The sequence below is a fragment of the Pseudomonas sp. SCA2728.1_7 genome, from assembly GCF_018138145.1.
Lineage (GTDB): Bacteria > Pseudomonadota > Gammaproteobacteria > Pseudomonadales > Pseudomonadaceae > Aquipseudomonas > Aquipseudomonas koreensis_A.
In genome coordinates this window covers 6,005,168-6,031,522 of sequence record NZ_CP073104.1, presented here as the reverse complement: position 1 = coordinate 6,031,522, position 26,355 = coordinate 6,005,168, and the positions used below count along the sequence as shown (strand labels likewise).

Below are 26,355 nucleotides of genomic sequence, written 5' to 3'. Positions count from 1 at the left end.
ATGAGACTTGCAACTGACTCCCCAACGACACAACGCCCCCTATCACTCTGGGAATTGCCATGTCGCGGTTTTCTGAATGGCTACGGCATTTAAATAAGAGCCGCCAATCCTGAAGGGCGTAGACTCTGACAGTGAAATATGTTCGACCCCATCAGGACTCATCACTTCAATTGAAATCGAATACGCACCGGGTGCCAACTCCGCACTCCCGAGATCCGCTTTTAAGCGGGTCCGTCCGGCAGGCCAAGACAAATTCGAACGTACAGAGTTCCAATCCGCCAGAACACCTTGGGAGCCATCCCGCAGTAGTGGTCTTATAACTGCATTCTCGGGCAACTTGCTAATATCTATATCAAGACTCAGATTAGCCCCATAAGGAAGCGATTGACCTGGAACAAGCTGGCAACCATTTGCCATCAAACTGAATGAAATCAGCTCCGGATGAAGTGTGTGACCACGCTTTCTCTCATTTTGATCACCCAGCTTGTCCTGATAGAGGGAAATGGCATTCTGAACCCCTCCCTCATATAGCACTTTACCCTTTTCCAGGAATATGGCTCGATTACAAAGTCGAGCTACCTGACCGATAGAGTGCGATACGAAAATGACTGCCGCATTCCGCGCGAGCTCGTTTACGCGTTCGTAACAACGCAGCCGGAAAGAAAGGTCTCCTACGGCAAGAACCTCATCGATAATAAGAATATCAGGCCGAATGACGGAGGAAGCAGCGAAACCAAGCCTCGACTTCATACCTGAACTATAAAACTGTACAGGTGAGTCAAAAAACGTATCAAGCTCAGAGAAATCTTTAACTTCATCAATATAGGCAGCTAACGCTTTGCCATTCATGCCCATCAAACGACCGCGCACCGTGACATTGTCACGACCCGTCATGGTAGGCGAAAAACCCGCGCTCATTTCCAGCAGGTAACCCAGCTCACCGTTTCGGATCACACTGCCTCGATCAGCTGCCAGTTTCCCGGCAATACATTTGAGCAGTGTGCTTTTTCCTGCGCCGTTATGTCCCAGTACGCCAAGTACTTCACCACGGCGAAGGGAGAAATTCATACCTCTAATCGCCCAAAACTCGGAATCGCGAAGGTCTTTGTGATCGTTTTGCCCACCGCTTACAGCGCCACGCAAAATATCTCGAGCCGCATACTTCACAGATGACTTCAAGTCACGTGAATACTTTTTCCATAAATCGTTTACTTCTAGCAGTACAGTCATAAGTTACCCCATGCGCTCAAGCAGAATCGGTACTTGACGATGGAGCTGTTTGAGCGACCAACTCAAAATTAAGGTAAACACCACCGTACTGATAATCAATGGAAGCATGTAAACAGATTCCAAATCGTGTAAGGACTTCGCCAATATAGCCAATGGAGCAGCTAAAGGGTTGATACAGTTCAACCAGAACAAAGGCCCGGAAGTTTGTTCAAAAGCCGGGTAAAAAATCGGTGATATGAGTATCACTGGTAAACTGACGGACGAGAGCCCTTTACGAACATCCGCGTACAGCACCGCCCATGGCGCAAGTATAGTTCCGATGGTGACCGCTGAAATCAGCAAAGCCATCAAGGAAATTATAATTGACAGCCAGGAGAAAGGTTGCGTAGGGAACGACAGACCCAACAAAGGTATTGCGATCAATATCAATACCACTCTGATCAGCAAACCAATCAACCCTTCAAATAAAACTGATAGAACGAAAGGAATTGGCCCGACGTTAATACCTCGCAAAAGACCTCTATTCTTTCGAATAAAATCAGACATCTCTTGAACGATATGCATCCACCATTGAAAAATCGTTACTCCGGCAAACGCTCGTAGTATGTCCCAGCCGGAGTCTGCCGAATGTGCGGCACCACCATTCAATTGACCCTTGATAAAGATATAGCAAGCAGCATAAAGCATGGGCGTTATTAGTGCCCATGCGTAACCCAAAGCGTGTTGTTTTATCTGAATGGAAATACTGCGCTTCGCAAGCGCAACACTGGAGTTAATGGTTTGTCGCCACATGTAATAATCAGCCTTCTACGAGTTCAATTGTGGCACTTTTCTCAGCCATCTCAACGAAAATGACGGAGCAAACCAGTCTTGTCCACATTCGTTCATATCTTATCCTTCGCTGCAGTGTCCCTTCACCGCAGCAATCTATCACATATCGGGGAGTAGACCTACGCCTACCCGGGTCTCAAGGGCCATCCTTGCGTAAACGCCGGCGGGTCATCCTTTTGTCAGCGCGATCAGCCTGAGTCGTGATCACTGGCTTCTAGATAAGGTAACCCCACCCAGAATAAATCCTAAGCATATATTGATTAAACAATTAAACTCTTGACCTACCCCGAGCAAACTTTAAATCAAGCCATTGATCAAAGTGACCAATTGATCTTGCAAGCGCTTTTCCGAAAAATTACTTACACAATACTCGTGTGCATTCTTAACCATTGACGCTCTAAGCCCGGAATCCTTCAACAATGCGTCTATAGCGTCGTACCATTCATCCTGAACTAGAACCGCACAACCTGGCATTGCGAAAGGACTGTAAACTTGAATATCCGATGCAATAACCGGGATGCCTGCCGCAGTATATTCAACGAACTTGGTTGGAGCCTTGCACAAATTGAATTTTTCATCCACCAAAGGGGCTAGCCCAACATCCCAACCCAAGGTATTAAGTTTATTCAAAAAACCGACATAATCCTTACAAACCTCATGAGCCTTTACTCTTTCTCCGAACCTAAGAAGCTCGTCAGGCATTTTAATGCTACCAAACACCTCAAACCTTATACTCGCATTATCATCCAGCAAGCGTACTAGTGAAGGTACGACCAGATCCAGATCTTCCTGATGCCCTCTTGACCCCATATAGCCGATAATAGGTTGATCATTACCTGGTTTTCTTTCTGTGCGGATGTGTTCAACCATATAAGGCGCATACATACCGCTAAATATCTTTTGCTGCGGAAACAAGCCTTGCAAGTGCTGGGCGAGATACTGCGTGGATGCATATATTAAATCGCAATTCTCAAGCAAATAACGCCGCGCCTCGATGACATCCGAGGCTCCGTGACTTTTGCCAATTACCTCCCCAAGAGACGCGGGTATATCTAATAAATTGTCGTCAATATGATAAACGACGGGAACTTTCTTCCCCCGGAAATATTCAAGTATTTCAGTTCCGTACGGTAACCCGTAGCGCGTAAAAATGACAATTTGCGGTCGAAATGCAGCATCCCATTCTTTCCAAACACCAACGCCCTTCCTGCTGACCTTAGACTGCGAGACAACAGAATAATTAATTGCACCGTTGCGACTAAGCTCTTTAAATGGAATATCAAAACTAATGTAGTAGGTTGCATTGAGATGCTCAGTAAGTATCAGCACCCTCGGACTCTTATCATGCCCAGCGCTAAGCCGATCAAACTTTTTCGATCGAACCAACTCAAACTTTCTAGCAAGATAATTAATCACCTTTAACATCGGAATCCCTTCCACAGCCCGGAATCATTGACAAAACTTTCGCTACAATCTCATCAAGTCTTACTTTAGCTATTTGCGGTTGAGACATATCCACCGCGTAGCATTCAAGAAACCAATCGACGAAACCTTTATACTTTACTTCCAACTCAGCTGCGTTATTGGTCTGGACATAAGCCCAAGCCTCATCAAGTGTGTTCACACTGGCGTTGAACGTAACGCAATCATATTCGACACGACCAAACGTAACGACAGGTTTTACCTGCAGAATCGCCTCGAAGCCCACACCGCTATTGATTGTATAAACTGCCACTGCATGCGAAATCAAATCCTGGACATTCGCTTGACTGTAAAAAACATGCGTATTATCGACCAGTTTTTCAAAAGGCTTCATGCTTTTCATATTTGCAGGATGAGGCTTGATCACTACTGCTACGTCGTTCTCTTTCGCCCAAGTCACCAGCGCCTCGAGTATCGTCAACTCTGACAAGTCGGAAAACAACTGTATTGATTGATCCGAAGGCACCTGTAAGGGGAAAAAGATATAAGGACGAACACTGCTTTTACTGAACCAACCGCCACTAACCTCCGACGGCAAACAACCTTCAGCAATCAACTGCTTCGTGGACTTCGTGGCTTGCTGGGAGAACTTACTGTTCAAACGTCCATCCGCGAGACGCTTCCGGTATTCCGTGAAGGACACCCCTGCCTTGCTTGATTGGACATCGCGGTCTACCGGGTAAACGCTCGATGCAGCGCTCCATCCCCGAGAGTCAACCACAAAGGCCCAGCGGAAAAACTCTTGCATATAAAACAACACTGGAGTTTTTCCAGTGGGGAAGTTCAAATAACAACGATGAGGAACAAATGCCAAATCATAGGCATCTTCATCGACTCTCTGCCGCTCGATTTCCCAACCTGGCACTTCAATGACGTCCACGGGTATACCAACGCGCTCAAGCGCATTAGCCATGCGTATACCAAATTCTTTCCAGTGTAAGCGTAGATCTATCGTGTCATCGCTGACCTCTGGAAACTTAGAGCCGGTCGAGGCCATTTTTTTCCAGGGAAGGTCGAGCCGTGGAACATAGAATGCGACGGCAACCTTTCTCGCCGAATCAGACTGCGTTACAACTTTTGCTGATTGAGTCTCGGCTTTTACAACAAGATTATTTTCGCTTTTTCCTGTTATTGCCTTGGTGATACGCGAACGGGTCGACTCATCGACAAGCGAGTTTTCATCAGTAAAAAACTCCTCCGCTAACAGTTCGGCGATATCTCGCTTTTTTGCATCATCGCAAAGTAAATTCTGTAGCAGGAAAAAACGCAAATCATAGAGTTTAAGGCCGCCCTTACCCGCCCATAGAATGCTCGAAGCAGAGAATGTCCAATCGGCGTATTTCCGCTTCAGATTATAGAATCTGAGCCGGCGAGAGTATTCGTTCATACCATAGAAGAAAAGTTTCTGGTCGACGAACCATTCAAGAGAACGTTCTTCTAAACGCTTATCTATTTCAGCAGCAATTCCGCCAAGGAAACGGAGAATCTCTTCAGAAGGTTTGAACCAGATAGACCCGGTTGCGACAGCCAAGTGATCGGGCTGATCTTCAGCCAGATTACGCCGCACGATTACTACATCCGCGTCTGTTTTGTTAGTAAAATCAAAATCAAAAGCATTCACAACCAACGAATCAGCATCAACACTGAAAACAGGAATCGAGTATGTAGATAGAATATTTGAAACTTGCAAAAAGCGCGCACTGGCGTAATAAGCACGCCGCTGATCGACATTCAGAGCTGTCAGATCGATCGTTTCGAATGAAATACTGACATTTGTCACTTCCAGGCTATCAGCCAAATGCCTCAAACGTTCGACCGCCTCCGCATCAGGATTGATCACGTGTAAAAAAAACGTAGCGCCGGGCGAATACAACTCTACGCTTTTTATTAAAGAAATGGCAAAACCAAGATAGCCCGCATCACAAGCAGAAAAAAGTATTAGAGACTCACTACCATTTAAGTTAGGAGGCATAAACCACTGTACCAATCGATTTACCATTCTCAAAATACCTGACAAAACAAAATTTCAAAAACCTGCAATACAAAACAACAAAATACAAGAACTACTGAATCGCCCACATCCACTTACCCTGCTACTTTTTGCATGAACTTAAACGTAGCATACTATCACCTTCCAAAGGTGACCGTTCGATTACAGGGGTAAGATCATGTTTCTGCTCAAACCGATTAACGCCCGCCTCAAGCGCCAGTAATAGCAAACCGCTACCAACGCAAGTTGCCATGTGATCCTCATCACTAAAAAGACTCCAGTCACTCATATATCCGAGTTCCGGTCTGTTTAGATCTACAAATGGGATCTGATACTTATCAGATACTCGCAATAAGTCATCGACGTGCTGCTTGAGGCCATACTTCACTTGATATGCATAAAGATCTGAGCGTACCGGCGGTTGAAATAGCACGACTTGAATACCGTGCTCGCGCCCCCAGAGTGCAAACATGTCGAACAAGCCATCCCAAGGAGCATTACTTGTAATATCCCTCAGGCGCTGAGCCTTGATGTTGTCATTGCTTATCTCTGGACGCATTTCGGATTTATCGGTCAGCGCTCTGAAATGACCTTTGGTCTCCCCATTTGCTTCAAGCTGCCCGAGTAACGGGTCAGATTTGACAGGGATAGAATCCTGCGCCCCTGGCAACAAAGAGGAGAATCGAAACTCACTTCTGTGACGACGCATTTCCGGCTTCCAGCCTGTCGTAGAGCTGTTGGTCAGACTGCCTGCTTGCACAAATACATCATGACAACCTGGAACATCGCTCGCCTTCGAGCAGAGCGGCGTCAATGTTTTAAGCAATGGAAGATACTTGAGGTGGTCGGTCTCAACCATCAAACGACCAGGGCGGCGTAGCAGGAAAGAACTTTCGACATACACACGCTTCAGGTTTGGAAATTTCAAGCGCAGGATTTCTGCCTGAAGCAACAGACCATAAGTTATTTCGTTGTATGTGTTACCTGCACCTACCACCGCATGGGGGACGCCAAATTGGCTAGGGTGCAGGATTTTACTTCGTGAAGTCCCCACATAAGCAGAAGTTATCTCGACCGGATCAGGATATTGACTAAACAAGGCAACGTTCTGAATCAGCATCTGATTACCCAACTCGCGACCCGATATCGACATATTGGGCAGCGCAGCCATCAGATCCGATGCGCTTTGCATCACATCTGGCTGTTTGAGCGATTCGCGATAGCGAACGGTAACTTCCAGGCAAACAAAACCGAAAACAACCAATACCGCCGTCAGCACGTAGAGCTTGAGCAGTCGCGACCGCGTCAGCCTCAAACTATTAGAATTGAAAGTATATGAAGTCATTGCCGTCTACATAATAAATATAGGAGAAAAGTACCAACGATGCGAAGCCCAGGGCGGCTTGCCAAGGAATGGCATTGGTGATGTCACGCTGGTATGTCGTGCGATGTACGAACCACTGCAGCGGCAGATACAGTATCAACAGTTCGAAAAACAGTGGCGCGAGCTTCGTCTGCGTCCAATCAGAGGCAGGAACTACGATTCGCTCAATCATCATCATCGCATCCCCGACGTTTGTGGCCCGGAAGAAAATCCACGCAACAAATACCACAGTCATCGTCAACAGCCATGCGATCGGCAGCCATTGGAATAACCGCTTCAAACCGGTGGGCAGACTACTATTTTCAAACCACCGATTGACTGCCAGCGCGCCACCATGGATCCCACCCCAAATAATGAAATTCCAGCTGGCACCGTGCCACAATCCCCCCAGCAACATGGTGAGGATGAGATTTCGCTGAATTTTCCATTTCGCCTGAGTACGCGAACCACCGAGCGCTATATAAAGATAATCGCGCAACCAATTGCTTAACGTGATGTGCCAGCGCCGCCAGAAATCCTTGATGGACAAGGAAGAGTATGGAGCATTGAAATTGTAGGGCAGCACATAGCCAAAAAGCAGTGCTGCGCCCAGAGCCATCAACGAATAGCCCCAGAAATCACACAAAATCTGCACGCCAAATCCGATGACGGCGAACAAATTATCAAGCCCTGAATATTGATCAGGCGCTTTGAAGATGACATTGATAAAGGGTGCAATGCCATCAGCGATACCACACTTGAGTGCAAGTCCCGCGATGAAATAGTACAAACCGTTATAGCAATGCGCCCCATCCAGTCGCTGCTTTACATGAATCTGCGGCATGAACTGGCTTGCACGGCAGATAGGACCTGCAATCAGATGCGGGAAAAACAATACGAAAATAGCGAAAACTACCGGATTTTTCTCGTGTTTGAATTTCCCCTGATACACGTCGACCTGATAGGAAATCAATTCAAAAACATAAAACGAAATGCCTAGCGGCAATATGACTTTCAGTAAACCGATTTCAAACGCTGGATCCTTGAGTCTCGCGACATACTCAATGTTCTCCAAAAAGAAATTCATGTACTTGAAATAACAAAGTAACGCGAGATTCAGCACGCAGGAAAAAATCAACCAGCCACGAGACCTGGTAGCCGAAATTTTTCCGGCAACCAGCCAGTTGATGGCGATGACTCCCAACAACATAAGACCGAACTCTTTACTCCAGCTCATGTAAAAATACACGCTGGACAGAAGCACGATCCATTGCCGCACACGTAGCGATGGACACAACCAGTAAAACGCCAGGGTGATCCCCAGCAAAATCACGTATTCTATTGAGTTGAACAACATTGCCAGTAATTCCGCGTCATCTAATTATTTTAGAACAGCTCTGTTCACGGGGTCCGTACACGCAAAGCAGGCCCCGTGTCAGCGCTCAAGCTTGTTTGCCAAAGCCAGATCCATCCTCGATATTCGCCCAGGCTTGCCGACTGAAAAACATCTGACGTAATAAGCTTGGGCGATCCCGGACATTATCGTCCGGGAATATCTCGATACGCTTGATGGACACGGCTTGAGCAAAAGCTTGAGCCGTTCAATCATGCGTTGGAAGCCTTCTTGTCGCCAGAGCCTTGCTCGGCTCGTAGCTTGGCTTCATATGCTTTGATTACCTTTTGACGATGCCGCTTGGCTTCATAGACAGCCTTGTGCGGGATGTATCCTGACAATTTATCAGTGGCTGTGTTTTTCCGGTCCCATATTCCGTGCAGAAAGGACGGGATCAGATGACGATACTTGATATCGCGGAGCAGCGAGGGCCTGAAATACCCAAGATCGATTTCCTTTTTGATCTCCGCCTCGGTCAGTTTACCGTCCGCCAACATCCTTCTTACTTCAGCAAACCACGGCCAGGCGTTCTTGTTACCGCAGCAGGACCACGGCTGAGTGGCCACGTCAGTGTAATGAATCAGCCGCGTATTCGCATCCAGATGCTCCAGGCTGTTCCACTCAAACGGGACACCGTACTTGACATGCTCTTCGTCGAGAATAATCAACTGCGACATCAGCTCGTCATAGTTGTAACGTCCTTCATCCATGCCGCCAACGATGTCTTCGACTTTCCAGTCCAGGCGCTCGCAATCAAGCAGCATAACGGCACACTGCTTTTTTCTGACTTTTGGCGCGCCGACCTTTTGAGTCGTCTCGTCAGCAAATTTCACTTCCTGCTGGATAATGATCTTCGCGCCATCGAACGGAATGTTCCACAGCTCGCGGATGTCGCGAAAAACCAACATGTCGGCATCCATATAGATGGCTTTGCCTTTGTAACCGCACAGCTTGGGAATGCAGAAGCGACTGAATGAGAATCCGGTTCGCTGCCCGTTACGCGGATCCAGCGGTTCAGGTACCGGAAGATCCAGCATGGGAATAACTTCAACCTTGGCCGTGGTATGCCGTTTGATCGAATACTCAAGAACGGGCACGGCTAATAACTGCGAGCGGTCCACGCCCACATATACCCGTATAACTTCATCGTCATGAACCATTCGAAAATCCCTCTTAATCGTTAGCGTTCTTGAATTCTACCTTCGCCCACTCGGCCAAGCGCTCTACACCCGATTGAATACTGACGTTCGGGCTCCAGTTCAAGGCGGCTTTGGCGGCGGTTATATTTGCGCACGCATAGCGAATATCACCGATCCGGAATTGGCCGGTAATTTTATAAGAGGTGTCGTCCACGCCCAGATTGCGCATGAGCATCCTGGCCATCTCAAGGATAGAGACCGGTTCGCCACTGCCAATATCGAGAATGGTGCCGTGGGCAACACTGGCCGCGTTTGCCTTGACCAACGCGTCGACGATGTCATCCACAAAAACGAAATCTCGAGCGATATCGCCGTCTTCGAAAATCGCGAGCTCACCACCCGCAAGCAATTGACGAGCGAAGATCGACAATACACCGGTGTATGGGTTGCGCAGGGATTGACCAGGACCGTAAACATTCTGGAAACGCAGAATGGTCGCACTCCACGGCGCGCCGTCACCGGCCTGGCACAGCAGATATTCCTGCATCAATTTGGTTGACGCATACACCGACGCGGGGGCAGGAGGGAGTCCGGCATGACTGGCAATAGGACGTGCAGGCAAGACCGCGGACGCTGGCAAGGGCACGCTAAAATCACCGGAATCCATCGCCTGTGGCTGGCGCGGCAAACCGACGTACTCCACACCTTGAGCATCTACATAGCCGCCTTCACCATAAACTGCCCGCGATGCTGCCAATACGACCTTGCGCACATTATTTTGCTTGCGAAGCGCTTCGATCAGGTGAGTGGTTCCCAATACGTTGACCGAGCAATAACGAGACGGCTCATCGTAAGACTGGCCAGTACCGGTTTCCGCAGCGAGGTGATACACCAACTCTGGGTCAGCCTCGGCCACTGCTTGCATGAGCGCCTGAAGATCGGCGACGTCACCACGGATAAAGCGCACATTGTGCGGCAGGATCGGATCGACGGCATTGAGGCCGTGGACTTGTGGGTGCAGGTTGTCAAAGACCCAAATGGAACGAGCAGGATCTTCCTTTAGCAGAGCCTTGACCAGACGACTACCAATGAAGCCGGCACCGCCGGTGATGAAAATACGTTGCGTCATTAATTTATTACCTGGGAATGTAGTGATGTTGAGCAAACCAAGTCGTCAACTATTCGGGCGGCAGCATCGCCTTTAAGGACCAGACGATTTACAAAACAATCAGAAAAATGTTCGAGCTCGGAAATCCTGTTTTCATCCAGAACACGCTCGAGGAACCTGGACCAGTCTGCCATTTGCTCGATTGTGTAAAGTGGAGCGTAGGTTTCTGTGTCGAGATCACCCGTGACAACCGCGACAGGCAGTCTCCGCGCAGCTGCATCAAGCGCCACGGTAGAAGGACTGGTGATAACCGCCTTCATTCGGCCCAACAAGCCCCCAGCGGTATAAAGCTCCCACTCAGCCTGTTTCGGATCGGCAATGATCAGGTTCGACGCAATGGGTTTTTCCCCCTTGTGACGGGAGGTCAGCCACAAGCCCGCATGATGCGGCTTGATCAAAAAGGTGATTGATGGGAACTGTTCCGCCATCTTGCTCACCCCTTCAAGAAAAAACTCTCGGTACGCGTCGGAGTACCGATGCCAGTGAAGGTTCTCGAAGACACCGACAACACAGGCTTCGGGAGCAATCAACGCATCCAGATTGGCATTTTCCTCACGGCCTACCTTGGAGCACCCCATCGCAACACATTTTACGCGCGTGGCAGGGCTGATGTCCGCATGCAGCGTGTCAAGTCCCCCCCAAAGGTAAATCCTGTCAGCTGCAAAATTGACCCGGTCTATCGAATGGATGCTGTCGCTGTAGGTCAACCCCACATTCTCGAGTCCATGCTGCAAGGTCGCGGTCATGATGCCCGCGCTTTTTGCCGATTCGGTAAGCGCGCGACTGAAGCGGTGAGGACCGAGATTTGTTTCCGATATTGTTAAAAGTGACCGAACTCTGGAACCAAAGGGAAATGAAGTCAATTGCTCGGTAGCAGCGACCACTCGAACATCAATGTCATGATGCGACAGGCTTTTGATGACTCGCGGAGAAGCTTTTATCAACGTGTGGCTGCAAACTACCTGTACCGCTATCTCACGACGCTGGAGCTCAAGAATGATAGGCAGTGCGAGATCCAGATCCTGAATCAGATGCAGCACCACAATGACCTGCGCGTCTTGGAGGGATGACTCGCTGGAGCCCATGGCGATTGCAGATTGCAAAACATCCCGCCAAAGGGAACCGATAACAACGGTGCTGAAGTTACGCTCAATCAACTTCTTACCGAGGGCCAGATCGCGGCGAGCATTGTTAGGGCTCGATAGATAACGACGCATCCCTTGTAAAAAGTCACCGGTCATGATGCTGCCCGCCAGCGGCGCTAGCGCAGGTGTTGCCGTAGCGACGACAGGAACACCCCGGGTTAACGCATGCACTGTGCGGTTGGCGGATTTGCAGATACTGAATGCATCACAGGAGTTGGGAATCAGAACAACCCGTGAAACTGCCATCCAATCGTCGACAGCGTTGATTGACCATGCCACATAGCGCGATGCAATCGCCATTGGCTTGATAAAGCGCTCGTACTTGGCCGCGTTGTTACTGATCACTACGAGCTCAACTGGATATTCCAGCGCGATCGCTTCCAGATCGCTCTGGATGAGCAGCAAGTCCAACATACCGAAATCAGCGTATTCAGCACCGTGATTACCGAACCACAACAGATACATGGTCTTCGATGAATCGTGGGCCGGAACCAATGATATGACGGGAGCGGCGATAGGCGCCGTTCGCTTGAGTCTGAGCACTTGCTGTCGCAACGCGCGCATCACTTCTCTCGGAATTGACATGAGCGTCGCAACAGAACCATCCCTGCCACGCTTTTTCCTCAAGCGGTGCAATTGCTTTTTCAGCACGTGCTTACACATGCTCAACAAATGTTTGGTCGTGTGGCGAGCGCCTGAATCCTGGAGCTCACTCAACAATTTCGCTGTCCGGCTTGGCTGCAATAGCGGAGCCGTGATTTTCTCGATGCCCTTGGCCTTTTCGATGAGCTTGCTGCCCATTTCTATAACGGATTCAGACGCCAGACCATCAGGAACTATGTGGACGGGAACGCCCGGAGCATGAGTTCTAATTACGTCGCACAACGGTTCAGTGGTTGTCACAATGGCAGTTGAGAGCTGAGCCATAATGGTAAAAAGATCGCCATGCGTACCAAATGGTCCACTGCCGTAGCCGGGAACAAAAACGTTGTCACACAAGTCGATAATGACAGGAATGCCTAGCGCTCGGGCTCGCTGCACCAACGCCAGAGTTTCGATAGAAAAGGATTTGACAATCACGAGAACATCGAGACTTTCGAGATCAAAAGCACATCGACTGGTAAACAGACTGCCAGCAATATCCTCAGCCTCCAGTGCCAGCAAAGGAAGCAATGCTCGATAGCGCACACTAGCGGTGTCATTCGACAGAGAAGCCACACACCAGCCGACTTTTATTTGGCGTCTAGCCATAAGACCTTCCATTCCTAAACGTATCCTCCCCTTTCGGCCAATGCGAAATACAAGCCGAAACCAACAACATCAATAACTAAAAAAACGCAAAGTGGATCCGATTTCGCATCAGAAACGAAGGTAGTCACGAGCCACGGCCCGCGCATTCTACCGAACGCATCTAAGTCCGCGGGCTTTTTTCGACGTCAGGTATTTTGAACCATGCTCGTCAGGGCGCGATGACATGCGTCAAACGCTGCTACCAGAACACATCGAGCTGCAGCAGATACAACTCTCCGATACTCCAGCGTTTTGAACTTATGGCTTGCCTGCACCCAGTCGGCAAGCAAGACAGGCAAGCGGAACATACGCCAGACCCGCCCCTGTAAAAGGACTCAAATGACCGAGCACTATCAGGATCGACAATGGCAACAGAAAGGCAACGTTGATCGCCGCGACGCATAATGTCACCTTTTTATGACCCCAGCGACGCGCAGCTTTCTGATAAGCATGATTGCTATGGGCGTGATAAACCTTATCCCCGCGAAAGAGCCGGCGAACAAGAGTCCATGTTGCATCGACGATAAAAACACCCAACAGAATCAACCAGCTCCAAATCAGCTCGGGCTTGCTCCAGGCGGCTTGAATCGCCATGGCCCCAAGCATGATGCCAAGAAAGCCACTACCCGCATCCCCCATGAAAATCCGGGCTGGCGGGAAGTTCCAGCATAGAAAGCCGGCAACTGCCACTGCCAGTGCCATGGGGGCCCAGATCAGGTCCGCAACTCCACCACACCAGTAAACCAGACACATCCCCAGGCATACACTGATAGCCTCAGTGCTGGCCAACCCATCGATACCGTCCATGAAATTGTAAAGATTGAGCATCCACACAAGGTAAATCGAACCCAATATCCCGCCTATCCATGCCGGCGCCAATGAAACACCCAACAGCTCGATGGGTGCCAGCCCGTTCAACCAGAACAATATCCAGCCCGCCGCGATGAAGTGCCCTAGCAACCTCCACCGCGCAGCGATATGACCATGGTCATCGACGAAGCCGATTAGCGCAGTCAGCAATCCCGCCCCTGACAATGCCATCGTTATTGGCAGCGACAGCACGTTCAACGACGTCAAAACTGGAAGTGCCAGCAGAAAGGCAACGACAATTGCTACGCCACCACCCCGGGGCGTTGGAACTGAATGAGCGCTACGCTCATTCGGAATATCCATCAGGCTTTTGGACAGCGCGTACCGGCGCAATAAACCGGTCAGTCCCCAGGAAACGAGAAACACCACCACCAATAACGCAAAAATCATCTTGTCTCATCCCGATAATGCTCGACGGTCTGACGCAAAGCCTTTTCTGTATTGATAGGTGGACGCCAGCCAAGCAATTCGCAGGTGCGCTGTATATCCACTTGTAAATTGCCACACAGGCGCTCGGCAATTCCTGACTTGCCAACCATTGACGCGGCGGCTTGCAAAAGTCCGGCAGGTACGGGCACCAACCTGGCAGACTTGCCCAAGGCGAGCGCTGTGCGACGCAACAATTGAGTGGTGGAAAGATCCTCACCATCGCTAACCAGAAATATTTCGCCTGCGGCAGCAGGGTGATCGATACACGTCAACACCAAGTCCGTCAAATTGCCGATTGCAACCAGACTGCGCCTGTTATCAATAGCCCCTAATGGCAGGGGTATACCGCGATCAAGCCAACGTACCATGCTAAGAAAATTGGCTTTGACACCGGGTCCGTAAACAAGTGGCGGCCGGATCACAACAAGCTCCATACCGGTTTCCTCGCATACTTGCCGTAATGCGTCCTCTGCCTCACGCTTTGAAATGCCATAAGCATCGACCGGTGCGGGCAAATCTGTCGCCTTGAACGTTTTATTTCGAGGCGTGCCTTCGCCGTTCACCTTGATCGAGCTGATAAAGATAAAACGCTTCACGCCGCACTCGGCTGCACGCCGGGCAAGCCGAACAGTACCCTCGACGTTAATCTTTCGAAACGCCGCTAAACCGTCCGCGCCCTTTTCGTTCATAACATGCACTCTCGCCGCACAGTGAACGATGACGTCTATGCCCCGCAACTCTGGCATGCCTGTCGGCAACTCAAGGTCAAAGGGAACGATCCGACATAAACCACTTAAGCGTGTAGTTGCGCGGACTGCAGCAACGGGCGTGTATCGTTTATCGAGCAATAACCTGAAGACAACAGCCTCGCCGACAAGTCCGGTAGCTCCCGTGACTAAAACTTGCAGTCCTTTCATCGAGGCCTACTTCCAATCAACGCCGTAGCCCAGCAAATCAAAAAGAAAAATATTTTATCCCGCACACGCCGACGACAATTCCAGGCATTAAATGAGAGCCTTATTAGTTGCCCCCGCCCAAGACATAGTGAGACCTGGCCAATTGGATTGGTATCCTGCCCTATCACGCGAGCGATTAGCCGGACTTGGGAAAACCACCAGCCATCATGAATTGTTTTGTAGCGCGCAATCATTGAACCAAGCCCCGTATTGGCTCCAACCTGATTTCGCTCATGTTGGCGATACTCCATGGAGGGACGCGGATCGATATACCATTTGAAGCCGTGGCTACGTGCAAAGGCGTAGCAGTACCAGTCATGCAGACTGACAGCCTGCAGATCAGCCCAATGCTCCAGCAGGGATGCCTTCAAGGATCTCGCCATCTTTTGCTTCAGCACATACGTGCAACCCGGGCCAGCTGCCTCAAATAGAAAATCCCAGGCAACCTGCGGCTGAGCCTTGTCCAGCAATCGAGTACGGCCGTTCGCCCAGAAAGCGGTGACGTTACTGGAATAGGCATCTACGTTGAAAGTTCGAATTGAATCAGTCGCGCACTGCAATTTATCAAGATGCCAAATGTCATCCTGATCGGCGAAGGCGACAAAGTCGTACCCATCAAAATCGACATCTCGAATCAATCTGAAGAAGTTGCGTGAGGCACCGCCGAAGGGGCCGACCGAAGGTAATAGAACGACATTTGCGTGCTCAGCGGCGTAAGCCTGACACCAAACCTCGGTACCATCATCAGAAGGGTCAATACTTATATAAATAGTTACGTTAACAGCCGACTGGGCGAGGACTGAGGCTAACTGCTCCTCAATCCATCGCATACCGTTGTAGGCAGCCAGCAAAACCGCAACCTTGGGATGTTCTACTGGCATGCCATTCCTGTCCGGGACGTTTAAACGCTACCGCTCAAAAAGCACTTAACTTTTTGATCAATGGGAAGGCGAGTCCAACAGTTTTTGCAGATATTGACCATAACCGGTCTTCTTTAGAGCATCAGCCTGAGCCGCCAACTGCGCGGCGGTGATCCAGCCATTGTGGTACGCAATTTCCTCAAGGCACGCTACCTTCAAGCCTTGACGCTGCTCAATGGTATGCACGAAATGGCTGGCTTCCAGCAACGAATCATGGGTTCCAGTATCCAGCCAGGCAAAGCCCCTTCCGAGCATTTCGACCTTGAGGCTCTTGCGCTCAAGATAAGCACGGTTGACGTCAGTAATTTCCAGCTCACCACGCTCGGACGGCTTGATGTTCTTGGCGATCTCAACAACTTCGTTATCGTAGAAGTACAACCCGGTCACAGCGTAGTTGGACTTGGGTTTCAGCGGCTTCTCTTCGATGCTCAGAGCCTTGCCGGCCGCATCAAATTCAACAACACCAAAACGCTCCGGATCAGATACATGGTAGCCAAACACGGTGGCACCGTTTTCTTGAGTGCTGGCGGCACGCAAGTTGTCAGAAAAGTGCTGACCATAGAAAATGTTGTCACCCAGAATCAGACAGCAAGGATCATCACCAATGAATTCCTCACCAATGATGAAAGCCTGCGCCAGACCATCGGGAGTTGGCTGCTCAGCATAAGTCAGCTGGATGCCGTACAAACTGCCATCTCCCAACAATTTGCGGAATAGCGGCAAGTCTTCAGGTGTAGAGATAATCAGAATCTCGCGCATCCCCGCCAGCATCAAAACCGACAGCGGATAGAAAATCATCGGCTTGTCGTAGATCGGCAGCATCTGTTTGGACACACCGAGGGTCAGCGGGTGCAGACGAGTGCCAGACCCACCGGCGAGGATTATGCCTTTACGATTTGTCGCGGTCATTTGTTCAGGACTTCCCTAAGCATTCGGGTTACACCACTTTGCCAATCCGGCAAGTGTAGAGAAAAATTGTCACGCAGCTTTTGAGTATTCAGCCGTGAGTTCAGCGGACGGCGTGCAGGCGTTGGATAAGCGGTTGTATCGATGGGATTGACCGCTGTTACTGCCAGCTCTTCACCTTGTGCCTTGGCGAAATCGATCACATGACTGGCATAGCCATGCCAGGACACCTCTCCCGCCGCAGCCAAATGGTAGAGACCTGCAAGTTCTGGACGCTTGAGCACTTGTTGAATAGCGAGAGCTGTAACGTCGGCGATCAAATCCGCACCCGTCGGCGCGCCGATCTGATCAGCGATGACGTTGAGTGTTTCGCGATCCTTGGCCAAACGCATCATGGTCTTGGCGAAGTTGTTTCCTCGAGCACCAAATACCCAACTCGTGCGAAAGATCAGGTATTTGCAGCCAGACGCCATGATCGCCTGCTCACCGGCAAGCTTGCTGGCACCATAATGATTGACAGGCGCAACGTCGTCCGACTCTTGCCACGGCCTGTCACCCTGACCGCTGAAGACATAATCTGTCGAGTAGTGGATCAGCCACCCGCCCACCATCGCCATTTCTTCGGCCATGACCTGGCTTGCCTGAGCATTTACGCGGTCAGCCAGATCGGTCTCGGATTCAGCCTTGTCAACAGCGGTGTAGGCTGCGGCATTGACGATCACGTCAGGCCGAACTGTCCGGATTGTAGTTCGCAAAGTATCGAGATCGGACAAGTCGCCGCAAAGACCATCAACGGGATGCCGATCCAGGGCGACCAGCTCGCCAAGCGATGCAAGAGAGCGCTGAAGCTCCCAACCTACCTGACCGCTCTTTCCGAGCAGAAGGATCTTCATACCTTGCCCGACCGATCGGCGTAGTTCTGATCGATCCATTGTTGATAGCTGCCGCTTTTCACGTGCTCAACCCATTCGGTGTTATTCAGATACCACTCGACAGTCTTGCGAATGCCGGTCTCAAAGGTTTCTTGCGGGGTCCACCCCAGCTCACGCTGAATCTTGCTGGCGTCGATCGCATAACGCTGGTCATGACCGGGACGATCCTGAACATAAGTGATCAAACTTGCGTGAGGACGATGAGCAGAGTCCGGACGCAACTCATCAAGTAACGCACAAAGTGTGTGCACTACTTCGATATTTTGTTTTTCGTTATGACCACCGATATTGTAAGTCTCGCCGATCACGCCCTCGGTCACGACTCTGTACAGAGCGCGGGCATGATCTTCGACATACAGCCAGTCACGGACCTGATTACCCTTCCCGTAAACTGGCAAAGGCTTACCTTCCAGCGCATTGAGAATGATCAGCGGGATCAATTTCTCCGGAAAGTGGCAAGGGCCGTAGTTGTTCGAGCAGTTGGTGACCAGCGTCGGCAGACCATATGTGCGCGCCCATGCACGAACCAGGTGGTCAGAACTGGCCTTGCTGGCCGAGTACGGCGAGCTAGGCTGATACGGGGTGGTTTCGGTAAAGAGATCTTCCGGACCTTCGAGGTCTCCGTAAACCTCATCAGTCGAAATATGGTGAAAGCGGAAGTGGCTTTTGCGTGCATCATCGAGTGCAACCCAGTAGTGGCGTGCAGCCTCCAGCAGGGTATAAGTGCCGATGATGTTGGTTTGAATAAACTCGGACGGCCCGGAGATTGAGCGATCAACATGGGACTCTGCGGCCAGGTGCATGATGGCATCCGGTTGATGCTCACGCAGGACACGATCAATCTGATCGCGGTCGCAAATGTCGACACGCTCGAATGCATAACGAGAGTTTTGACTGACTTCAGCCAGTGATTCCAGGTTTCCGGCGTAAGTCAGCTTATCGACGTTAACGATGGAGTCGGTGGTATTGGAGATAATGTGACGGATCACTGCCGAGCCGATAAACCCGGCGCCGCCGGTTACTAGAATTTTCACGCGAAACCATACCCTTGAGCTGCGGACAGCGCCATCTACGAGCGCGATCTAATCCATGAATGCAGAAGCCGACAGACATGAAGGCTTCCGTCAGAGTCAGTCTGAATCGAAGTGCATTGGAGGCACTGTCGAACAAGGGTTGCATTTTACAGCTTAGTGAACGTTTTACTAATGGATAAAGACAGCTAGAGACGCAATTTCGACAGATGCCCCGCACTTGTCGTTTTCAGACAAGACGCTTGCGCGCAGCTCTGGACGAACGCCCCAGAATCCAGCCAAGTACCGGCCCCATCAACATACCAACAAGCAACGCCAACACCACGATCAGCGAAACCGGCAACTGCGGACCGGACAAACCCAGAAACAATAACGATACGGACTGCTGGTTCTCAAGCACGAACGCCAGAACCGCCAGCACCAGCAATAAAATAAAAACACCGACAAATATGCGCTTGAGGTTACGCATGAGTAACCCCTTTAGAGATAACGATTGTCAAACCCCCTCCTCCTCTTCCTCATTCACCCGGTCACGGAGCTCTTTACCCGGCTTGAAATGCGGAACGAATTTACCGTCAAGACTGACGGACTGGCCGGTCTTGGGATTGCGACCGACGCGCGGCGCGCGGTAGTGCAGGGAGAAACTGCCAAACCCACGAATCTCGATGCGATCACCGGTGGCCAGACACTGGGACATTTGTTCAAGCATGGTCTTGATGGCCAACTCCACATCCTTGGATGAGAGCAGCCCTTGATGGGTGACAATTCGTTCGATCAACTCCGACTTCGTCATATTTTTCCCTTCTTTTTCAAGCAGCTAGATCAGCGCTTGAAAGGTTTTAGCACGCCCGGAAGATTTTGAACAGCCCAGGGATTGACATATCTTCCACCGCGTTGGAACGCCCGTTTTCAGGGCATCACAGCAACAAACAGGGCACGGCATACTCAACGACATATCACCAGCATGGTACGTGTCACATAGCCCGCAGGGTTGAAGCCAAAAGGAAACTCATCTTCATCCTTGGCATCATCTGATCGGGTGATCACTTTGTACCCCGCGCCCTTGCACTCCTTTGCCGCGCGCCTCTGGCATTTCTCCCAGCCAGAGCCCAACCCGGAGCAATCGACCTCTATACCACTGACACCACGCACAGCATGGGTCTTGGCACTGGTCGTACAGCCAGCCAGAACCAGTACAGCCATGAGGACAATAAACTTGTTCATCCACTTCCTTATGCCAGGCAACTGCCCGACGACTACACGCTTAAGACCAAGCTTAGTCGTGAATAGGCGATTGATCCGATTAAAGAAACAGACCGCCCGGAAGCAAGATTGGTTTCACCAGAATCCTCACACAAACCACGAAGCACTAAATCGCAGGCACAAAAAAGGGCGACCGAAGTCGCCCTTTTTCATGATCAAGCAGAACTTAGTTCTGTTTGGCCATTGCTTGACGCAGCAGTGCCGCCATAGTGGTGTCAGCTGCTTCGCCTTCCGGAGCTGCTTTCAGGCTCTGGATAGCTTCTTTCTCTTCAGCATCGTCTTTCGATTTGATCGACAGCTGGATTACGCGGCTCTTGCGATCAACGCTGATGATCTTGGCTTCTACTTCCTGGCCTTCTTTCAGAACGTTGCGCGCATCTTCAACGCGGTCACGGCTGATTTCGGAGGCTTTCAGAGTCGCTTCGATATCGTCGGCCAGAACGATGATGGCGCCTTTGGCGTCAACTTCTTTCACGGTGCCAGTAACGATTGCGCCTTTGTCGTTAACCGAGACGTACTCGGAGAACGGATCGCTTTCCAGTTGCTTGATACCCAGGGAGATACGCTCGCGCTCTGGGTCAACCGACAGGATAACGGTGTCCAGCTCGTCGCCCTTCTTGAAACGACGAACAGCTTCTTCGCCCACTTCGTTCCAGGAGATGTCGGACAGGTGAACCAGACCGTCGATGCCGCCGTCCAGACCAATGAAGATACCGAAATCGGTGATCGACTTGATGGTGCCGGAGATTTTATCGCCCTTGTTGAACTGACCAGAGAAATCTTCCCATGGGTTAGATTTGCACTGCTTGATGCCCAGGGAGATACGACGACGCTCTTCGTCGATGTCCAGAACCATAACTTCCACTTCGTCGCCGACTTGTACGACTTTCGAAGGGTGGATGTTCTTGTTGGTCCAGTCCATTTCCGAAACGTGCACCAGACCTTCAACGCCTTCTTCCAGCTCAGCGAAGCAGCCGTAGTCGGTCAGGTTGGTTACACGAGCGGTAACGCGAGTGCTTTCTGGGTAACGGGCTTTGATAGCAACCCATGGATCTTCGCCCAGTTGCTTCAGGCCCAGGGAAACACGGTTGCGTTCGCGATCGTATTTCAGAACCTTGACGTCGATTTCGTCACCAACGTTGACGATCTCGGAAGGATGCTTGATGCGCTTCCAGGCCATGTCGGTGATGTGCAGCAGGCCGTCCACGCCACCCAGATCGACGAATGCGCCGTAATCGGTGAGGTTTTTGACGATACCTTTGACTTGCTGGCCTTCCTGCAGGGATTCCAGCAGAGCTTCACGCTCGGCGGAGTTCTCGGCTTCCAGGACGCTGCGACGGGAAACGACAACGTTGTTGCGCTTCTGGTCCAGCTTGATGACCTTGAATTCCAGCTCTTTGCCTTCCAGGTGCGTGGTGTCGCGCACTGGACGGACGTCAACCAGGGAACCTGGCAGGAACGCACGGATGCCGTTAACGTCGACAGTGAAGCCGCCTTTAACCTTACCGTTGATAACGCCCTTGACCACTTCCTCAGCTGCGAATGCTGCTTCCAGAACGATCCAGCACTCAGCGCGCTTGGCTTTTTCACGGGACAGCTTGGTTTCACCGAAACCGTCTTCAACCGAGTCCAGAGCAACGTGAACTTCGTCACCGACATTGATAGTCAGATCGCCAGCGTCGTTGTAGAACTGCTCAAGCGGGATGAGTGCTTCAGACTTCAGGCCAGCGTGAACGGTTACCCAGCGAGCCTGGTAATCGATATCAACGATAACACCGGTGATGATGGAGCCTGCCTGAAGGTTCAGGGTTTTTAGGCTTTCTTCAAAGAGTTCCGCAAAGCTTTCGCTCATTTTAATTCCTGTAAATGAGGGCGAAGGATACGCCCATCTCCACACCCCAGACGGTGTGGGTTAGTTTCATATAGAAGAAGCGCCGCAGGACTATGACTGGTCCCCTGTGGCCTTCTTGGTCACCCGGCGATATCGCGAATGGCGATCTCGCTCATGATGCGTTCAAGCACCTGATCGATGGACAACTCCGTGGAATCCAGCTGTATGGCGTCAGCCGCCGGCTTAAGCGGGGCTACCGCTCGCTGGGTGTCACGCTCGTCGCGTGCACGGATCTCATCTAGCAGACTCGACAGACTAACACCCTCGACTTTGCCCTTCAACTGCAAATATCGACGGCGCGCCCTCTCCTCGGCACTGGCGGTCAGGAAAATCTTCAGCGGCGCATCCGGAAAAACCACCGTACCCATGTCGCGACCATCGGCCACCAGGCCCGGCGCCTCCTGGAATGCGCGCTGGCGCTGCAGCAGCGCCTCGCGCACGGCCGGCAGTGCGGCCACTTGCGAAGCGCCGGAGCCGACGCTTTCAGTGCGGATGACATCGCTGACTTCGTCACCTTCCAGAATGATCCTTTGCAACTGACCATCGGTCGCCGCAATGAACTGAACATCCAGATGAGCGGCGAGTTTCTTCAGCAGCTCTTCATTGGTCAGGTCGACACCATGGTTGTGCGCAGCAAACGCCAGCAGGCGATAAAGCGCACCGGAGTCCAGCAGATTCCAGCCCAGACGCTTGGCCAGAATCCCGGCTACGGTGCCCTTGCCCGAGCCGCTTGGCCCATCAATGGTGATGACCGGTGCAATGTTCTTCACGACTGAGCCTCTTGTGCCACACGAATACCGACCTGCTCGCACAGCGCGAGGAAGTTCGGGAACGACGTCGCGACGTTGGCGCAATCATGGATGCGAATAGGCGCAGTGGCGCGCAACGATGCCACGCTGAATGCCATTGCAATACGGTGATCGCCATGACCATGCACTTCGCCGCCGCCGATCTGGCCGCCGTCGATGATGATGCCGTCCGGGGTCGGCTGGCATTTCACGCCCAGCGCTAACAGACCGTCTGCCATGACCTGAATGCGATCCGATTCCTTGACCCGCAGCTCTTCAGCGCCAGTCAGCACGGTACGCCCTTCGGCGCAGGCAGCCGCAACGAACAGCACCGGGAATTCGTCGATAGCCAGCGGAACCAGCTCTTCCGGAATCTCGATACCTTTGAGTTTAGCTGCCCGCACGCGCAGATCAGCCACCGGCTCGCCGCCGACTTCACGCTGATTTTCCAGAGTGATGTCCGCACCCATCAGGCGCAGGATGTCGATCACGCCGGTACGAGTCGGGTTGATGCCGACGTGCTCGAGCACCAGCTCCGAACCTTCGGCGATCGAGGCCGCTACAAGGAAGAACGCTGACGACGAGATGTCGCCCGGAACTTCAATGTGAGTCGCTGTCAGCTTGCCGCCGGATTCGACCGAAGCCGTAGCGCCTTCAACGCTGACCGGATAACCGAAACCACGCAGCATGCGCTCGGTGTGGTCGCGAGTCGGAGCCGGCTCGGTCACAGTGGTCTTGCCTTCAGCGTACAGACCGGCGAGCAGCAGGCAGGACTTCACCTGAGCACTGGCCATCGGCATGGTGTAAGTCAGACCTTTGAGCTTGTGGCCGCCACGAATGGTCATCGGCGGACGACCTTCGGCAGCAGTTTCAATCACCGCGCCCATTTCACGCAGTGGATTGGCTACGCGATTCATCGGGCGCTTCGAAAGCGACGCATCACCCGTCAAAACACTGTCGAAGTTCTGCGCGGCCAGCAAACCGGACAGCAGACGCATCGAGGTGCCGGAGTTGCCCAGATAGATCGGGCCCGGTGCCGGCTTCAGGCCATGCAGGCCGACACCGTGGATGGTCACGCGGCCGTGATGCGGGCCTTCGATGACCACGCCCATGTCGCGGAATGCCTGCAAGGTTGCCAGAGCATCTTCGCCTTCAAGGAAGCCTTCCACTTCGGTGACGCCTTCGGCCAGCGAGCCGAGCATGATCGAGCGGTGGGAAATCGATTTGTCACCCGGTACGCGAATCCGACCGGACAGGCGGCCACCAGGTTGAGCCAGGAAGATCAGATCGTTGGAATTCATAGCGTCCACATAGGCCCTGCGGGCCAGGATTTTACTGAAATGCTCGCGGGCAACCCGGGCGCGAGTGAAAACGCCCAACAATTGGTGCCCATCCCCTGCATCGACCGCGTCGCGCAAGGCGTCGAGGTCGCTGCGAAATGTATCGAGTGTGCGCAGGACAGCCTCGCGGTTGGCGAGGAAGATGTCGTGCCACATCACCGGGTCGCTTCCGGCGATTCTTGTGAAATCGCGGAAACCGCCCGCAGCGTAACGGAAGATCTCAAGATTTTCATTGCGCTTGGCCAACGAATCGACCAGACCAAAGGCCAGCAGGTGCGGCAAATGACTGGTCGCAGCCAGCACTTCATCGTGACGCTCGACCTGCATGTGCTCGACGTCAGCGCCCAATTCGCGCCACAGACGATCAACCACCGCCAACGCGGCCGGGTCGGTTTGCTCAAGCGGCGTGAGGATCACTTTATGGCGACGGAACAGCTCGGCATTGGAGGCTTCCACCCCGCTCTGCTCGGAACCGGCAATCGGATGGCCCGGCACGAAACGCGACGGCATGCCGCCAAACGCCTCGGTCGCCGCGCGCACCACATTGCCTTTGGCGCTGCCGACATCGGTCAGAATCGCCGCCCCCAGATCAATACTCGCCAAACGCGCGAGCACTTTCTCCATGGCCAGAATCGGCACCGCCAGCTGAATCACGTCAGCGCCCTGACAGGCCACCACCAGATCATCTTCACAACGATCGACCACACCCAACTCGACCGCCAGCTTGCGCGATTGCGGATCGAGATCGACCCCGACCACTTCGCGGCAGATGCCACTTTCACGCAAGCCTTTGGCAAACGAACCACCGATCAACCCCAGACCGACCACCACAAGGCGCCCGATCATAGGTGCAGCAGATTGCAGTGCAGTGACATCACCCACGAGCCAGAACCTTGCGCAGCGCTTCGAGGAAGCGGCTGTTTTCCGCCGGCAGACCGATGGTCACTCGCAGGTGGTTCGGCATGCCGTAGTTGGCCACCGGACGCACGATCACGCCTTCACGCAGCAAGCCCTGAAACACCGGGGCCGCGACTTGAGCGAGATCGACGCAGATGAAGTTGCCTTTGGATTCGATCCAGCTCAAGCCCAACTCACGGAAACCGGCCTGCAACTGCTGCATGCCCGCCTCGTTGAGTTGACGGCTTTGCGCCAGATATTCCTCATCCTTCAGCGCCGCACAGGCTGCCGCGAGGGCGAGACTGTTAACGTTGAATGGCTGGCGAACACGGTTCAGCACATCGGCGACAACCGGAGTCGACAGGCCGTAGCCAACGCGCAATGCCGCCAGACCATAGGCCTTGGAGAAGGTGCGCGAGACCAGCAGATTCGGGTAAGCGGCAAGGAAATCCAGACCGTCCGGCAGATCGCTGCCTTCGGCGTATTCGATGTACGCCTCGTCGAGCACCACCAACACGTGCTCCGGAACATCCTGCAGGAACTCGTCCAGCGCTTCCGCGCCGAACCAGGTGCCGGTCGGGTTGTTCGGGTTGGCGATGAACACCACGCGGGTATTGGCATCGATGGCCGCGAGCATCGCCGGCAGGTCGTGCCCCCAATCCTTGGCCGGCACTACTTTGGCTTGCGCGCCAACTGCCTGAGTGGCGATCGGGTACACAGCGAAAGCGTGCTCACTGAACACCGCATTCAGGCCCGGCGCCAGATAGGCGCGCGCAACCAGTTCAAGAATGTCGTTGGAGCCGTTGCCCAGCGTGACCTGGCTCAGCTCGACACGGCATTGCTCGGCCAGCAGCGATTTCAGCGCGAAACCGTTGCCGTCCGGATAACGAGTCAGTTCGGCCAGCTCTTCGCGGATTGCCGCCAAGGCTTTCGGGCTGGCACCCAACGGGTTTTCGTTGCTCGCCAGCTTGACGATTTTTGCCGGATCCAGATCCAGCTCGCGCGCCAGTTCGTCCACAGGCTTGCCCGGAACGTACGGCGAAAGTTGTTGCACGCCCGGCTGTGCCAGAGCGAGGAAGTTGCCACTCATTTGCTACCGCC

At 52.3% G+C, this 26,355-nt stretch carries 22 protein-coding genes; all 22 read right to left on the bottom strand.

Annotated elements, in window-relative coordinates:
- Window positions 1–42 precede the first annotated feature (42 nt).
- Window positions 43–1,230: an ABC transporter ATP-binding protein gene (locus tag KBP52_RS27005; RefSeq protein WP_212621343.1), complete on the bottom strand. Its 1,188-nt coding sequence runs from the start codon at window positions 1,228–1,230 to the stop codon at window positions 43–45.
- Between the two features lie 3 nt (window positions 1,231–1,233).
- The gene (locus KBP52_RS27000; RefSeq protein ID WP_077574005.1) at window positions 1,234–2,022 is read right to left on the bottom strand and encodes an ABC transporter permease; all 789 of its coding nucleotides are present in this window, start codon (window positions 2,020–2,022) and stop codon (window positions 1,234–1,236) included.
- A gap of 336 nt (window positions 2,023–2,358) precedes the next feature.
- The gene (locus KBP52_RS26995; protein WP_077574006.1) at window positions 2,359–3,486 is read right to left on the bottom strand and encodes a glycosyltransferase; all 1,128 of its coding nucleotides are present in this window, start codon (window positions 3,484–3,486) and stop codon (window positions 2,359–2,361) included.
- Window positions 3,470–5,542 carry a hypothetical protein gene (locus KBP52_RS26990; protein WP_077574007.1) on the bottom strand — a complete coding sequence of 691 codons (2,073 nt, stop codon included), beginning with the start codon at window positions 5,540–5,542 and terminating at the stop codon, window positions 3,470–3,472. The genes KBP52_RS26995 and KBP52_RS26990 overlap by 17 nt, the downstream gene beginning before the upstream one ends.
- A 94-nt stretch (window positions 5,543–5,636) precedes the next feature.
- The gene (locus KBP52_RS26985) at window positions 5,637–6,878 is read right to left on the bottom strand and encodes a hypothetical protein (RefSeq protein ID WP_137217789.1); all 1,242 of its coding nucleotides are present in this window, start codon (window positions 6,876–6,878) and stop codon (window positions 5,637–5,639) included.
- Window positions 6,853–8,253, bottom strand: coding sequence for an MBOAT family O-acyltransferase (locus KBP52_RS26980; RefSeq protein WP_077574009.1), 1,401 nt, complete (start codon window positions 8,251–8,253; stop codon window positions 6,853–6,855). The genes KBP52_RS26985 and KBP52_RS26980 overlap by 26 nt, the downstream gene beginning before the upstream one ends.
- A 248-nt stretch (window positions 8,254–8,501) precedes the next feature.
- A complete protein-coding gene (locus tag KBP52_RS26975) occupies window positions 8,502–9,449 on the bottom strand; it encodes a glycosyltransferase (RefSeq protein WP_212621342.1) in 948 nt (315 codons plus the stop codon).
- Window positions 9,450–9,462: 13 nt separating this feature from the next.
- Window positions 9,463–10,557, bottom strand: a complete 1,095-nt coding sequence (locus KBP52_RS26970) for an NAD-dependent epimerase/dehydratase family protein (RefSeq protein ID WP_137217790.1) — start codon at window positions 10,555–10,557, stop codon at window positions 9,463–9,465.
- On the bottom strand, window positions 10,557–12,992 hold the full coding sequence (locus KBP52_RS26965; protein ID WP_212621341.1) for a hypothetical protein: 2,436 nt from the start codon (window positions 12,990–12,992) through the stop codon (window positions 10,557–10,559). The genes KBP52_RS26970 and KBP52_RS26965 overlap by 1 nt, the downstream gene beginning before the upstream one ends.
- Before the next feature lie 297 nt (window positions 12,993–13,289).
- Window positions 13,290–14,291, bottom strand: coding sequence for a glycosyltransferase family 4 protein (locus KBP52_RS26960; RefSeq protein WP_077574013.1), 1,002 nt, complete (start codon window positions 14,289–14,291; stop codon window positions 13,290–13,292).
- Window positions 14,288–15,247, bottom strand: coding sequence for an SDR family oxidoreductase (locus tag KBP52_RS26955; protein ID WP_212621340.1), 960 nt, complete (start codon window positions 15,245–15,247; stop codon window positions 14,288–14,290). The genes KBP52_RS26960 and KBP52_RS26955 overlap by 4 nt, the downstream gene beginning before the upstream one ends.
- The gene (locus KBP52_RS26950; RefSeq protein WP_212621339.1) at window positions 15,244–16,167 is read right to left on the bottom strand and encodes a glycosyltransferase; all 924 of its coding nucleotides are present in this window, start codon (window positions 16,165–16,167) and stop codon (window positions 15,244–15,246) included. The genes KBP52_RS26955 and KBP52_RS26950 overlap by 4 nt, the downstream gene beginning before the upstream one ends.
- 57 nt (window positions 16,168–16,224) lie before the next feature.
- Entirely contained in the window at window positions 16,225–17,115 is an 891-nt protein-coding gene (gene rfbA, locus KBP52_RS26945; protein ID WP_212621338.1) for a glucose-1-phosphate thymidylyltransferase RfbA, read from the bottom strand.
- Entirely contained in the window at window positions 17,112–18,005 is an 894-nt protein-coding gene (rfbD, locus tag KBP52_RS26940; protein ID WP_077574017.1) for a dTDP-4-dehydrorhamnose reductase, read from the bottom strand. The genes rfbA and rfbD overlap by 4 nt, the downstream gene beginning before the upstream one ends.
- Window positions 18,002–19,078, bottom strand: coding sequence for a dTDP-glucose 4,6-dehydratase (rfbB, locus tag KBP52_RS26935; RefSeq protein WP_212621337.1), 1,077 nt, complete (start codon window positions 19,076–19,078; stop codon window positions 18,002–18,004). Before rfbB ends, rfbD begins: the two co-directional genes overlap by 4 nt.
- A gap of 226 nt (window positions 19,079–19,304) precedes the next feature.
- A complete protein-coding gene (locus KBP52_RS26930; protein WP_212621336.1) occupies window positions 19,305–19,544 on the bottom strand; it encodes a LapA family protein in 240 nt (79 codons plus the stop codon).
- 27 nt (window positions 19,545–19,571) lie between these two features.
- Window positions 19,572–19,868, bottom strand: coding sequence for an integration host factor subunit beta (ihfB, locus tag KBP52_RS26925; protein ID WP_003189779.1), 297 nt, complete (start codon window positions 19,866–19,868; stop codon window positions 19,572–19,574).
- 152 nt (window positions 19,869–20,020) lie between these two features.
- Entirely contained in the window at window positions 20,021–20,299 is a 279-nt protein-coding gene (locus KBP52_RS26920; protein ID WP_212621335.1) for a hypothetical protein, read from the bottom strand.
- A gap of 205 nt (window positions 20,300–20,504) precedes the next feature.
- Window positions 20,505–22,190: a 30S ribosomal protein S1 gene (rpsA, locus tag KBP52_RS26915; protein ID WP_007963626.1), complete on the bottom strand. Its 1,686-nt coding sequence runs from the start codon at window positions 22,188–22,190 to the stop codon at window positions 20,505–20,507.
- A 119-nt stretch (window positions 22,191–22,309) separates the two neighbouring features.
- Window positions 22,310–22,999, bottom strand: a complete 690-nt coding sequence (cmk, locus tag KBP52_RS26910; RefSeq protein WP_015093983.1) for a (d)CMP kinase — start codon at window positions 22,997–22,999, stop codon at window positions 22,310–22,312.
- Window positions 22,996–25,203 (bottom strand): bifunctional prephenate dehydrogenase/3-phosphoshikimate 1-carboxyvinyltransferase, encoded by a 2,208-nt coding sequence (locus tag KBP52_RS26905; RefSeq protein WP_249122213.1) that lies wholly within the window; start codon window positions 25,201–25,203, stop codon window positions 22,996–22,998. The genes cmk and KBP52_RS26905 overlap by 4 nt, the downstream gene beginning before the upstream one ends.
- 28 nt (window positions 25,204–25,231) lie before the next feature.
- Window positions 25,232–26,344 (bottom strand): histidinol-phosphate transaminase, encoded by a 1,113-nt coding sequence (gene hisC, locus KBP52_RS26900; RefSeq protein WP_077574022.1) that lies wholly within the window; start codon window positions 26,342–26,344, stop codon window positions 25,232–25,234.
- Window positions 26,345–26,355: the final 11 nt, after the last annotated feature.